Annotated in this window: 3 protein-coding genes; 1 reads left to right on the forward strand and 2 read right to left on the reverse strand. The window is 75.7% G+C overall.

Going from position 1 to position 14,052, the window contains the following annotated elements; genetic code table 11:
- Window positions 1–6,987: non-ribosomal peptide synthetase (locus HZS56_RS34885; RefSeq protein WP_216724831.1), on the reverse strand; the 6,987-nt coding region annotated here is incomplete at its 3' end.
- 302 nt (window positions 6,988–7,289) lie between these two features.
- On the opposite strand from HZS56_RS34885, the gene HZS56_RS34890 reads away from it, so the two are divergent.
- Window positions 7,290–8,357: a methyltransferase gene (locus tag HZS56_RS34890; protein ID WP_216724832.1), complete on the forward strand. Its 1,068-nt coding sequence runs from the start codon at window positions 7,290–7,292 to the stop codon at window positions 8,355–8,357.
- Between the two features lie 69 nt (window positions 8,358–8,426).
- On the opposite strand, the gene HZS56_RS34895 is transcribed toward HZS56_RS34890, so the two are convergent.
- On the reverse strand, window positions 8,427–14,052 hold a 5,626-nt coding region (locus HZS56_RS34895; protein WP_216724833.1), incomplete at its 5' end, for a type I polyketide synthase.

Consider the following 14,052-nt stretch of genomic DNA (forward strand, 5'->3'; position numbering starts at 1 on the left):
CCGCCACAGGGGTGCCAGGGACCAGCCGTCACCGGCGATGTGGTGCACGACGAGGACGAGGACGGAACTCTCCTCGTGCCCGTCCTCGTTCCCGTTCTCGTTCTCGTTCTCGTTCTCGTCCAGGGTCAGGAGGGCCGCACGCAGCGGGAGTTCGGCGGCCAGGTCGAAGACGTGTCCGGAGACCTCCTCGATCCTCGCCTCCAGCTCACCGGCCGCCACCGGCACCACCGGCAGCTCCACCCGCGCCTCCGCAACCGGCACGACCTCCTGATACGGCTCCCCCTCCACCTGCGGGAACCGCGTACGCAACGCCTCGTGCCGCCCCACCACATCACCCAGCGCCGCACCCAGCGCCCCCACATCCACCCGACCCGACAACCGCACCACCAACGGAATGTTGTACAGCGCGCTCGCACCCTCCAACCGGTCCACGAACCACAACCGACGCTGCGCGTACGACAACGGCAACCGCTCCGGCCGCTCCCCCGCCACCACCGACGGACGCACCTGTGCCCCCGTCCACTCGTCCAGCCGCGCCGCGAGTCGCGCCGCCGTGGGGGCCTCGAAGACCGCGTGCACGGGGATCTCGACGTCCAGCACGGCGCGGATCCGGCCGACCAGGCGGACGGCGAGCAGTGAGTGGCCGCCGAGGGCGAAGAAGTCGTCGTCCGCACCCACCCTCGGTACGCCCAGGACCTGGGCCATGGCGGCGCAGAGCAGTTCGTCGTACGTGCCCGCCGGGCGCGCGGCACCGGTGGCGGGGTCCGGGACGGGCAGCGCGGCCCGGTCGAGTTTGCCGTTGACCGACAGCGGCAGCCGGTCCAGGGCCACGAACGCGGACGGCACCAGGTGGGCGGGGAGCAGGGCCGCGAGGTGGTCGCGCAGCGCGGCGGGCAGCCCGGGGACGCCGGGTCCGCTCGGCACGACGTAGGCGACGAGGCGGGTGTCGCCCGGGGCGCCGGGCACGTCGTCGCGGGCGACGACGGCGGCGTGTGCGACGCCTTCGTGTTCGGTGAGCCGGGTCTCGATCTCGCCCGGCTCGACGCGGAAGCCGCGGATCTTGACCTGGTCGTCGGCGCGCCCGGTGTACAGCAGGCGGCCGTCGGCGGTGCGGCGCACGGTGTCCCCGGTGCGGTACATACGGGTGCCGGCGGCTCCGTGGGGGTCGGCCACGAAGCGTTCGGCGCTGAGGCCGGGCCGGTCGAGGTAGCCGCGCGCCAGGCCGGCGCCCGCGACGTACAGGTCGCCGTCGACGCCGTCGGGGACGGGACGCAGGCGGGCGTCGAGGACGTACAGGCGGACGCCGGACAGGGGCCGGCCGATGGTGGGGGCGTCCCCGGGGCGCAGCGGGCCGTCGGCGGCGGCGATGACGGTGATCTCGGTCGGACCGTAGGCGTTGCCGAACCAGCGGCCGACGCCCCAGCGGTCGACGAGCGCCTGGCCGAGGGCCTCGCCCGCGACCAGCAGGGTGCGCACGGAGGCGAGTCGGTGGTCGTCCGCGACCATGCCGAGGACGGTCGGCGGGAGTTGCAGGTGGGTGATCCCGTGGCGTTCGACGAGGTCTTCGAGGCCGGCGCCGGGCAGGAGCCGGGCTGCGGGGGCGACGACGAGGCGGGCGCCCGCGGCGAAGGCCGTCATGATCTCCCAGGTCGCGACGTCGAAGCCGATCGAGGCGAACTGCAGCAGGCGGCTGTCGGGGGTCAGGCCGGGCCAGCGGAAGGCGAGGAGGTTGACCGCTCCGGAGTGGGGGACGACGACGCCCTTGGGAATGCCGGTGGAGCCCGAGGTGTAGATGACGTACGCCGGGTGGGCGGGGCGGAGCGGCCCGGTGCGCTCGTCCTGGCCGATCGGGTCCGGGGCGTGTGCCGCGACGGCGGAGCGTACCTCGGGGTCGTCCACGACGATCGGCGCCGGCGCGGACCGGGGCACGGACGCGGCGTGGGCCCTGCTGGTGAGGACGGCCGCCGGGGCGGCGTCGGCGCACAGGTGGGCGACGCGTACGGCGGGCTGGTCCGGGTCGACGGGGACGTAGGCGGCACCGGCCCCGACGACCGCGAGGAGCGCGACGACGAGGTCGGGCGAGCGGTCCATGAGGAGCACGACCCGGTCCTCGGGGCCGACGCCCTGCCCGATCAGGTGGCGGGCCAGCCGGTTGGCGCGGGCGAACAGCTCGGCGTAGTCGAGCTGTTCGCCCGCGCCGTCGTGGTCGTGGGTGAGCGCGGGGGCGTGCGGGGTGGCGGTCGCGCGGTCGGCGAGGAGGTCGGCGAGGGTGCGGGCCGTGTCGGGCCGGCCGGTGTCGTTCCACTCGGTGAGGACGCGGTGGCGTTCGGCGGCCGGCAGGACGTCGACGTCGGCGAGCGGGGTGTCCGGGGCCTGTTCGAGGGCGTCGACGACGCGCTCGGTGGTGGCGTGCAGCAGCCGGGTGACGAGGTCGGGGTCGATCGGGGCGGCGGCCTGGACGTCGAAGGCGAGCGCCCCGCCGTCGTCGTCGACGGAGACGAGCAGCGGGTAGTTGGTGCGCTCCCGGAAGGCGAGGAGTTCCGTGCCGGGCGGCAGGACCGTGCCGGGGCCGCCCGCGGGGTTGTGCCGGTAGTTGAGTACGGCGGTGAACAGCGGCGCGGGTGGCCGCACGCCGCCGGCGCGCTGGGCGACGGCGAGCGAGGCGTGTTCGTGCACCACGAGTTCCGCGAGCTGGTGGTGCATGGCGTGGACCGCCTGTGCCACGTCGGTCCCCGCCGTGCGGGCGCGTACCGGGAGGGTGTTGATGAACATGCCGGGCACGTCGCCCGCGCCGTCGCCGGCCTGCATGCGGCCGAGGAGGAGGGTGCCGAAGACGACGTCGTCGCCTCCGGACACGGCGGCGAGGACCCGGGACCACACGACGTGCAGGACGGTCGCGGCGCTCACTCCGGTGCGCCGGGCCTGTGCGCGCAGCCGGGCCGCCACCGGTTCGCCGAGGACGGTGCGGCGTTCCGTGACGTCGGTGCCGCCGCCCCGCACCTCCCACACGCCGAAGGGGGCGGTGGGTTCGGTGACGTCGCCGAGGAGCCGGCCGAAGTGGGCGAGGTGTTCCTCGGCGGGTGTGGTGAGCAGGGCACGGCCGACGAACTCGCGGTAGGGACGCGGGGCGGGCAGGGTTCCGCCCCGGCCGGCGAGTACGGCGGTGGCCTCGCGCAGCACCAGGTCGAGCGTGGTGTGGTCCTGGGTGATGTGGTGCATGCGGACGGCGAGCAGCCGGCGGCCGGTGCCGGGTTCGGTGGCGGTGCGGGCGTCCATCAGCGGGGCGCGGCGCAGGTCGAGGGGCTCGTCGTCGCCGTGGGCCAGCAGTCGTTGGACGGGGTCCGGTCCGTCGCCCAGGTCGGTCTCGGTGACGGGCAGCTCGGCGTGCCGGTGCACGACCTGCACGGGGTGCGGCAGGCCCGTCCAGGCCAGGGAGGTGCGCAGCACGTCGTGCCGGTCGATGACCTGGGCCAGCGCGGCGAGGAACGAGTCGAGCAGCCGCGGGGTGTCGAAGCCCAGGACGTAGCGGACGACGTAGGGGTCGCCGTCGCCGCTGCCGCCCGCGGTGCCGGTGCCGGCGTTCAGGCGGTGGTGGAAGAAGAGACCCTCCTGCAGCGGTCCGAGGGGGTAGACGTCGGCGACACCGGCCGCGCCGTCGGGCAGGGCGTCGGTGACGGTGCGCAGTTCGTCCTCGGTGAGGCCGGCCAGGGGGACCATCTCGGGGGTGAGGCGGGTGGCACCGGGCGGGACGGTGCCTTCGGGGACCCGCACGGGTTCGGGGCCCGCCGCGGCGGCCAGCCGGGCGGGCGTCGGGGCGGTGAACAGGGTGCGCATGTCGACGCGGACGCCCCGGGTCCTGAGGTGGTCGAGGAGGCGTACGGCGAGCATGGAGTGGCCGCCGAGGGCGAAGAAGTCGTCGTCGGCTCCGACCGAGGGCAGGTCCAGGACCTCGGCGAACGCCGTGCAGAGGATCTCCTCGCGGGCGGTCGCGGGGCCTCGGCCGACGCCCGCGGCGCCTTCCCGGTCGGGGGCGGGGAGCGCGGCGCGGTCGAGTTTGCCGTTGGCGGTGAGCGGCAGCCGCGCCAGCGGCACGCAGACCGAGGGCACCATGTGGGCGGGCAGCAGCGCGGCGGCGTGCTCGCGGGCCCGGCGTGCCAGTTCCGCGCCGTCCTCGCCGGTGGCGGCGGCCGGGTCGCGGGGGACGACGTAGCCGACAAGTCGCCGGTCGCCGGGGGTGTCGGTGCGGAGCACGACGGCCGCCCGGCCGATCGGCGCGTGGTCCAGGAGGGCGGCCTCGACCTCGCCGGGTTCGATGCGGAAGCCGCGCAGTTTGACCTGGTCGTCGGTGCGGCCCAGGTAGGTGAGGGTGCCGTCGGCGGCGCGGCGGGCCCGGTCGCCCGTGCGGTACATGCGGGTGCCCGGTTCGAAGGGGCAGGCCACGAAGCGTGCGGCGGTCGTCGCGGACCGGTTCAGGTAGCCGCGGGCGACCCCGGACCCGGTGACGTACATCTCGCCGGGCACGCCGGGCGGTACGGGTCGCAGCGCGTCGTCGAGGACGTGGACGCGGGTGTGGTCGAGGGGACGTCCCACGGGGCTGCCGGCCTGCCTGCCGGGTGCGGCACCGGTGCCGGGGTCCAGGTCGAGGTGGGTGACGTGGACGGTGGTCTCGGTGATGCCGTACATGTTGACCAGGCGCGGGCCGCCGGTGCCGTGGCGGTCGTACCAGTCGGTGAGCCGTGCGGGGTCCAGGGCCTCGCCGCCGAACACCAGAAGCCGCAGCCGGGCGCCGAGCGCGGCCGCGTCCCGGCGGGCGTCGGCCTGGTCGAGTTGCTGGAAGGCGGAGGGGGTCTGACTGAGGACGGTGACTCCTTCACGGACCAGGAGGTCGTGGAAGTCGCCCGGGGAGCGGGAGGTGTCGTGGTCGACGACGACGAGGCGGCCGCCGGTGAGGAGCGCGCCCCACAGTTCCCAGACCGAGAAGTCGAAGGCGTAGGAGTGGAACCAGGTCCAGACGTCGTCGGTGCCGAAGCCGTACCGGTCGGCGGCGGACCGCAGCAGCGCCGTCACCTGGGCGTGGCCGACGACGACTCCCTTGGGGGCGCCGGTGGAGCCCGAGGTGTGGATGACGTAGGCCGGGTGGCCGGGCCGCAGGGGGGTGCGGCGTTCGTCCTGGGTGAGCGGGCCGGCGTCGCGGGCGGCGACGGCGGTGCGGGTCTGCGGGTCGTCGAGCAGGACGCGGCGCAGGGCGGGAGCGGCGGCGGCGTGCGCGGCGGTGTCGGCGGTGGTGAGCAGGAGGGCGGGGGCGGCGTCGGCGAGGAGCGCGCCGGTCCGGGCGGCCGGGTGGGCGGGGTCGGCCGGGAGGTAGGCGGCGCCCGCCTTCATGACCGCGAGCAGTGCGGTGACCAGGCCCGGGGTGCGTTCCAGCGACACCGCGACCCGGGTTTCGGGGCCCGCGCCGCAGTCCACGAGGTGGCGGGCGAGGCGGTTGGACTCGGCGTCCAGCTCGGCGTAGGTGAGGGTGGTCGCGCCCTGGGTGACGCCCGCCGCGTCGGGGTGGGCGGCGGCCCGGGCGGCGAAGAGGTCGGGCACGGTCGCCCCGGGCGGCGGGGCCGCGGCGCTGCCCGCGGCGGCGGTCAGCGCCTGGTGTTCGGCGGGCGAGAGGACGTCGACGGCGTGCAGGGGCAGGTCGGGGGTGTGCGCGACCTGCGACAGGACGCGCAGGAGGCGGCCGGCGATCGCTTCGGCGGTGGCGCGGTCGAACAGGTCGGCGCTGTAGTGCAGTTCGACGCGCTGTCCGGCGGGCCGGCCCTGCGCGTCGGCGTGTTCCTGGACCTGGACGTCGAGGTCGTACTTGGCCAGCGGCGGCGCGGCGAACTCGGCGACGGCCGTCAGTCCGGGCAGGTCGACGGGGAGCCGCGGGGTGTTGTGCAGGGTGAGGTTGACCTGGAAGAGGGGGTGCCGGGTCAGTGAGCGGGCCGGGGCCAGGTCCTCCACGAGTCGCTCGAAGGGCACGTCCTGGTGGTTCATGGCGTCGACGGCGGTGCCGCGCACCCGCCGGACGACCTCGGTGAAGGCGGGGTCGCCGCTCACGTCGGTGCGCAGCACGAGGGTGTTGACGAAGAATCCGACGAGGTCTTCGAGGTCGGCCTCGTCGCGGCCGGCGAACGGGCTGCCGACGGGGATGTCCTCGCCGGCGCCGAGCTTGGAGAGCAGGACGGCGAGCGCCGCGTGCCAGACCATGAACATGGTGGCGTTCTCGTCCCGCGCGAGGTCGGCGAGCCGGGCGTGCAGGCCGGCCGGTACGTCCAGGCGTACGACCCCGCCGTCGTGCGCGGAGGCGGCGGGCCGCGGCCGGTCGGTGGGCAGCGCGAGTTCCTCGGGGGCGCCGGCCAGCACCGCGCGCCAGTGGGCGAGTTGTTCGGCGAGCAGGCTGCCGGGGTTGTCGGCGTCGCCGAGCAGGTCGCGCTGCCACAGGGTGTAGTCGGCGTACTGCACGGGCAGGGGCACGAGGTCGGGCTCGGCTCCGGTCAGGCGCGCGGCGTAGGCGGCCGAGAGGTCCCGCCAGAACGGGGCGGCGGACCAGCCGTCGGCGGCGATGTGGTGGAGGGCGACGACGAGTGCCGAGGTCCGGTCGTCGACGGTGAGGAGGCGGGCGTGGAAGGGGATGCCGTCGGCCAGGTCGAAGACGTGCCGGGCGGTGCGGCCGATCTCGTGCTCCAGCTCGTCGGCCCGTACCTCGTCCTCGGTCAGCAGGTCGTCGAGTTCGCCGACGGGCACGATCTCCTGCACGGGCTCGCCGTCGACCTGGGGGAACCGGGTCCGCAGGGCCTCGTGGCGGGCGACCACGTCGTGCAGCGCCGCCCGCAGCGCGGTCACGTCCGGCCGCCCGGTCAGGTGCAGGACCAGCGGAACGGTGTAGAGGGCGCTCGGGCCTTCCAGCCGGTCCACGAGCCACAGCCGGCGTTGCGCGTAGGACGCAGGGATCACGTGCACTCCTCCATGCGGGCTGGGCCGTCGGTCGTGTCCGCGCGGGCCGTCCACGGAGCGCGTCGCGGCCCGGTGCGGGCAGTAGTGATGGTGCTGAGGAGCGGGGGTCACCGGCATCGGTGGGAGCCACAGTTACGAGCGGCGCGGGTGCGCGGGCACGGGGCGGCGGAGCGGGTCTTCCGGTCGCGGGCGACGGTGTGCCCGTAACGGCGGGGATCGTCGTTGCCGCCCGGTTCGTGCCCGCCTAGCGTGCCGGGACCACCGTGGCGTGCCGGCCGACGCCTTTCCTTCCCGGGAGAACGATGAAGAACGCCGTCCACGAAGACGCCCACGAGGACGACCCGGTCCTCGAACGCTTCCACTTCCTCGTCAACGCTCCGGCGCTGTTCAACGCCGTCACCACCGCCGCCGAACTGAGGATCTTCGCCTTCCTGTCGGGGAGTCCCGGCGCGAGTGCGGCGGAGATCCGGTCGTTCTGCGGTCTGCCCGCGCACCAGTTGCGGGTGCTGCTCCAGGCGGTCTGCACGACGGGGCTGCTGGAGCGGCGGGGCGGTGTCTACCACAACTCGTCCGTCGCCGAGGAGCTGCTGGCCGCGGACGAGGAGCCGGACAGCTGGAGTCACATCCTGACCGGCTGGAAGGAGGTCTACTATCCCGCGTTCGCGGACATGACGGCGGCGCTGCGGGCGGGTACCAACACCGCTCTGTCGGCGCATCCCGGCGACGAGCCGACCCTGTACGGGCGGCTGGCCCGCAATCCTCCGCTGGAGGAGGTCTTCCACCGGGCGATGACCGCCTTCACGCTGCGTTCGGTGGACGCGCTGATCGGGCAGCCGGTCTTCGAGGACGTGCGGCACGTGCTCGACGTGGGCGGCGGCGACGGCAGCACCTCGGCGAGGCTGGTCGCACGCCATCCGCGGCTCAGGACGACGGTGTTCGACATGCCGAGCGTCTCCCGGCTCGCGTCCGGCGCGGGGGCGGAGGCGGGGGCGCAGTCGGAGCGGGTGAGTGTGGTGCCCGGTGACATGTTCACCGATCCGTTCCCCGAGGGGCCGGACGCCGTGCTCTTCAGCCATGTGCTGGAGATCTTCGACGAGGAGTCGATCCTGCTCCTGCTGAAGAAGGCGTACGACGCCCTGCCCGTGGGCGGCAGGGTCATGGTGTACGGCTACAACGTCTCCGACGACGAGACGGACGGCGTGTTCGGCGCCCGGCTCGGGCTGTACTTCAACGTGCTGGCGAGCGGCCGGGGCATGGCCTATCCGGCGCGCGACTACGAACGCTGGCTGGGCGAGGCCGGGTTCGGGGAGGTCGGGACCGTTCCGGGGCTGCCCTACGAGCACGGGCTGAGCCTGGGCGTCAAGCGCTGACCGTACGCACGCGGGCGGGGCCGGCCTCCGGGTCGGCCCCGCCCGCGTGCGTACGGCGTGTCAGTCGCGTCAGTCGCGGTCCCGGGGGCGCAGCCGGGGACGCGTGCGGGCGCGCGGGGCCGTGCAGAGCCCGAGCAGATGGTCGGCCAGGGTCTGCGGGGTGGGGCATTCGAGGACGGTGGCGGCGCTGATCTGGAGGCCGGTCGCGGCGCCGAGACGGTTGCGCAGCCGGGTCGCGGTGAGCGAGTCGAAGCCCATCTCCACGAAGCCCCGGTCGGGGGCGACCACGGCGTCGGTGCCGTGGCCCAGCACCAGCGCGGCGTGGGTGCGTACGAGCCGCAGCATCGCGGCGCTCCGCTCGTTCGCGGGCAGCGTGCCGAGGCGGCGGCGGAACTCCTCGGGGTCCTCGGCGCTGGTGTCCTCGCGCGCGGATCCGGTACCGCGCACGGCGTCGCGCAGCGCCGGAACGCCGTCGAACAGCCTGGCCGTCGGCCGCGCTCCGGGCGTGGCGGCGGCGTGGGCCGCGACGCGTTCCCAGTCGGCCTCGAAGACGGCGGTCCCGGTCTCCCGGGCACGGACGGCACGGTCGACGGCCCGCAGGGCGAGGTCCGGGCGCATCGGGAGCAGGCCGCCGCCCCGGGCCGCGGTGTCCTCCGCGGTGTCCGCACCGGCCCACGGTCCCAGGGCGACGCGGGCCACGGGCAGTCCGGCGCTTCGGCGCTCCTCGGCCAGGGCGTCCAGGAGGGCGTCGGCCAGGGCCGGTCCGGCCCGCCCGGGGGCGCCGACGGTGGCGGTGAGGCTGGTGAGGAGGACGAAGGCCGCCGGTTCGCTCCGCTCGCGGGTGAGGTCGTGCAGGTTCCGGGCGGCCCGGGCGTCGGCCCGCAGCATCTGCTGGAACCCGGGGGCGGTGTGCTGGGCGAGGGTGCTGCCGCCGGACGCGGTGCGGGTGGGCACGACGACGGTGAGGGGGCCGGTCGGGGGGACGCCGTCCAGCAGGGCGGCCGCCTCGGCACGGTCACCGAGGTCGCGGCCGGTGATGTCGGCGCGGGCGCCGAGCGCGGTGAGTTCGGCGTGCAGGGCCTCGGTCGCGTCCGCGGGCTCCGGGGGCGTTCCGGCCGTGGCGGTCGCTGTGTCCGCCCCGGCCGGCGCGGCCTGCGGGTCCGCCGGGGCGGGGCGGGTGACGAGCAGGAGGTGTTCGGCGCCGCCGCGGGCGAGGTGCAGGGCGACCTGCCGGCCGAGGGGGCTGGTGCCGTCGGTGACGACGACGGTGCCGGTGGGCGGCCACGGGGTGGCGGCGTCGACGGTCGCAGGTGCGGGTGCGGGTGTGGCGGCAGTCGCCTGGACGATGCGACGGGCGAAGAGACCGGCGCCGCGGACGGCGATGTCGTTCTCGAACTCGTGGCCGCTCCCCCTTTCGCCGTCGGCCGCGCTGTGTGCGAGGACCGCGGCGAGCCGGCCGCCGGTCCAGGCGTCGATCCGCTCGGGCAGGTCGACGGTGCCCGCCCAGTGCCGGGAGGCCTCCAGGACGGCGACGCGTCCGAGTGCCCGCACCGCGAGTTGCTCGGGGTGGTGCACCCGCTCGGCCGGGCCGACCGCCGCGGCGGCGCGGGTGGCGTGCCACACCGGGACCCGGCTGCCGCTCTCCTCCAGAGCGCGCAGGAGCGCCAGGGTGAGGACGGTTCCCCGGGGCAGCGCGTCGTGGGCGGGGTGCCGTCCCGGGGCCAGGGCGAACAGCGACAGGATGCCGGAGACGGGCCCGAAGTCGTCTGTCGCGGACCGGAGTTGCCCGGCCAGTCCGGCATCATCCCCGGCGCACGGCAGGAGGACCGGCTGCACGCCCCCGGCGGACAGTGCCGCGACGAGGCCGGTGACCCACGGGTCGTCGGCCTGCTCCGCGTGGACGGGGAGGATCCAGGTGCCGGCCGGTGCCGCCGGGGGGACGGCGGCCGTCGTCCAGGCGGTGCGGTGGCGCCAACCGTCGACTCGGGCGTCGTCGGCGCGTCGCCGCCGGTAGGCGGCCAGGAGCGGCAGCAGCGTGGCCGCCGACTCGGGGTCGCCCAGGCCGAGTTCGGCGGCGAGGGCGGCGTCGTCGCCGTCGTGGGGGACGACGCCCGCGCGCTCGGGCCCCCGGGCGCCGCCTTCCGAGGGCAGCCAGTACTCGGCCCGCTGAAAGGCGTACGTGGGCAGGTCGACGGTGGACGGCGCATCGTCCGGGACGCCGAGTACGGCGGACCAGTCGATGTCCGCGCCGCGTACGAAGAGCTGCCCCACGGCTCGGGTCAGGGCGGCTGCCTCGTCCTCCGCCGCGTGCTCCGCGTGCTCTGGGCCCTCCGCCTTCCTCGCGCGCAGCGTGGGGATGAACTCGGCCTCGGGGGCGCTGTCCTGGCCCATGGCGGACAGTACGGCGTCGGGGCCGATCTCGAGGAAGGTGGTCACGCCCCGGGCGGCCAGCGCGGCGACCCCGTCGGCGAAGCGGACCGGTTCCCGCACGTGCTGTACCCAGTGCTCCGGCTCCACCGGCCGGTCCGAGGGCAGGAGGTCGCCCGTCAGGTGCGACATGACCGGGATCTCGGGCACGGCGGCGGCGAGGCCGGCCAGCTCGGCGCGCAGGGGTGCCAGTACGGGCTCCATCAGCGGCGAGTGGAAGGCGTGGGAGACGGTCAGCCGACGCGTCCGCGCACCGCGCTGTTCGAGCCGGCCGGCGATCTCGTCGACGGCGTCCGCCGCTCCGGACAGGACGACGGAGTCGGGGCCGTTGACGGCGGCCAGGCCGACCTCGTGGGCGCGGCCGGCCAGCAGCGCCTCGGCCTCGGCCTCGGGCAGCCGTACGGCGACCATCGCGCCGTCTTCGGGCAGGCTCCGCATGAGCCGGCCGCGGGCGGCGACGAGCGTGCACGCGTCCGCGAGGGTGAGCGCACCGGCGACGTGGGCCGCGGTGATCTCGCCGACGGAGTGGCCCGCGACCGCGTCGGGGCGCAGGCCCCAGGAGGCGAGGAGCCGGTACAGCGCGACCTCGACCGCGAACAGCGCGCACTGCGCGTGGAGCGTCCCGGTGAGGGTGCGTGCGGCGGTCTCACCGGTGTCGAAGACGACGTCCCGCAGGGGCGGTTCGTCGGGGAGCAGGGCGTCGAAGCGGGCGCACACGGCGTCGAAGGCGGCGGCGAAGACCGGGTGGGTGCGGTGGAGCTGCCCGGCCATGCCCGCGCGCTGGCTGCCCTGGCCGGTGAACAGGACCGCCGTGCGCCCGGCCGGTGCGGCGCCCGTCACCAGGTGGGGCGCGGGCCGTCCGGCGGCGAGGGCCGCCAGTCCCGACGCGAGGTCCTCGTGCTCCTTACCGGTGACGACGGCCCGGTGCATGAACGGCGACCGTCGGGTGGCGAGCGCGACGGCCAGGTCGCGCGGGGCGGGAACGGCGCCGGGCGCCTGCTGCCGCAGGTGCGCGAGGAGGCGGCGGGCCTGGTCGCGCAGCGCGGCCGGGGAGTGCCCGGAGAGCACCCACGGCAGGGCGCGGACCGGGAGGCGGCCCCCGGGGGCGCCGGGGGTGGGCGCGGTGTCCGGTGCGGGCTGCCGCTCCCGCGGCGCCTCCTCGATGATCACGTGGGCGTTGGTGCCGCTGATGCCGAAGGAGGACACGCCGGCGCGCCGGGGCCGTTCGCCGGCGGGCCAGGCGACGGGGTCGCGCAGCAGTTCGACGTCGCCGCTCGTCCAGTCGACGTGGTCCGACGGCTTGTCGAGGTGCAGGGAGCGGGGCAGTACGGCGTGGTGCAGCGCCTGCACCATCTTGATGACACCGGCCGCCCCGGCGGCGGCCTGCGTGTGCCCGATGTTGGACTTCACCGAGCCGAGCCGTACCGGGACCCGGTCGGCGCGGTCGGCGCCGTAGGTGGCGAGGACGGCCTGTGCCTCGATCGGGTCGCCGAGCCGGGTGCCGGTGCCGTGCGCCTCCACGGCGTCGATGTCGGAGGTGGTGAGGCGGGCGTCGGCGAGGGCGGCGCGGATGACGCGCTGCTGGGACGGTCCGTTGGGGGCGGAGAGACCGTTGGAGGCGCCGTCCTGGTTGGTCGCCGTGCCGCGTACCAGGGCGAGGACGGGGTGGCCGCGCCGGCGGGCGTCGGAGAGCCGTTCCACCAGCAGGACGCCCGCGCCCTCGGCGAGCGAGGTTCCGTCCGCCGCCTCGGCGAACGGCTTGCAGCGCCCGTCCGGTGCCAGGCCGCGCTGCCGGCTGAAGCCCATGAGGGCGCCCGGACCCGGCATCACCGCGACTCCCCCGGCCAGGGCGAGGTCGCACTCGCCCGCCCGCAGCGCCCGTACAGCCATGTGCAGGGCGACGAGGGAGGACGAGCAGGCGGTGTCGACGGTGACGGCCGGGCCTTCGAGGCCCAGGACGTAGGCGATCCGTCCGGACACCACGCTGCCGGCGGTGCCGGTGATGAGGTGGCCCTCGGTGCCTTGTCCGGCCTGGTGGAGGCGGGGTCCGTACTCCTGGTAGTGCGAGCCGACGAACACCCCGGTCCGGCTGCCGCGCAGGGACGCCGGGACGATGCCGGCCCGTTCGACGGCCTCCCAGCCCGTTTCCAGGAGCAGTCGCTGCTGGGGGTCGGTGGCCAGGGCCTCCACCGGCGAGATGCCGAAGAACTCGGCGTCGAAGCGCCCGGCGTCGTGCAGGAAGCCGCCCTCGCGGACGTAGGACCGGCCGGGCGTGTCGGGGTCGGGGTCGTACAGGGCGTCGAGGTCCCAGCCCCGGTTGGCGGGCAGCGGGCCGATGGCGTCGCCGCCGGAGTCGACGAGGCGCCACAGGTCCTCGGGGGTGGTCACGCCTCCGGGATAGCGGCAGGCCATGCCGACGATGGCGATCGGGTCGTCGGACGTGGACGTCCCGGGTGCCTCGTGGCCGTCCCGGCCGGGCGCGGCAGCCGTGGGCTCCGCCTCGTCGGCCTCCGCTCCGAGGACTTCGCCGAGGAGGTGCCCGGCGAGGGCTGAGCAGTTGGGGTGGTCGAAGGCCAGCGTCGCGGGCAGCCGCAGTCCCGTGGCGGCGCCGAGCCGGTTGCGCAGGTCGACGGCGGTCAGCGAGTCGAGGCCGAGGTCCCTGAACGCCCGGTCCGGCGCGACCGTGCCGGCGTCCGCGTGCCCGAGCACGGTGGTCACCTGGGCGCGGACCAGGTCGAGCAGGGTGGCCCGGCGTGCGGGGGGCGGCTGCCGGAGCAGGGAGTCCCGCAGCGCCGTGGCCCGGTCCGCGGTGCCGGGGGCGTCGGTCAGGCTGCGGCGCCGGGGTGCGGCGGGTTTCCGGGCGAGGCCGCGCAGCAGGGGGTGGTCGGCGGCGTCGCCGGCCGCGAGGGAGCGAACGTCCAGGCGGGCGGCCAGGACCGCGCTCTCGGAGGACCGTTCGGCGGTGTCGAGGAGTCGCAGTCCGTCCTGCGTCGACATCGGCAGCACACCCATACGACGCATCCGCGCCAGATCCGACCGCTCCAAACCCCCCGTCATCACACTCCGCTCCTCCCACAACCCCCACGCCACCGACACACCCGACAACCCACGCGCCCGCCGAAACGCCGCCAACCCATCCAAAAACGCGTTCCCCGCCGCATAATTCGCCTGCCCCGCAGCCCCCAACACCCCAGCCGCCGACGAGAACAACACAAACAACCCCTCCGAACCCGACATCACCTCATGCAAATTCCACCCACCCACCACC

Source organism: Streptomyces mayonensis (assembly GCF_018982965.1).
In the GTDB taxonomy this organism is placed as follows: domain Bacteria; phylum Actinomycetota; class Actinomycetes; order Streptomycetales; family Streptomycetaceae; genus Streptomyces; species Streptomyces mayonensis.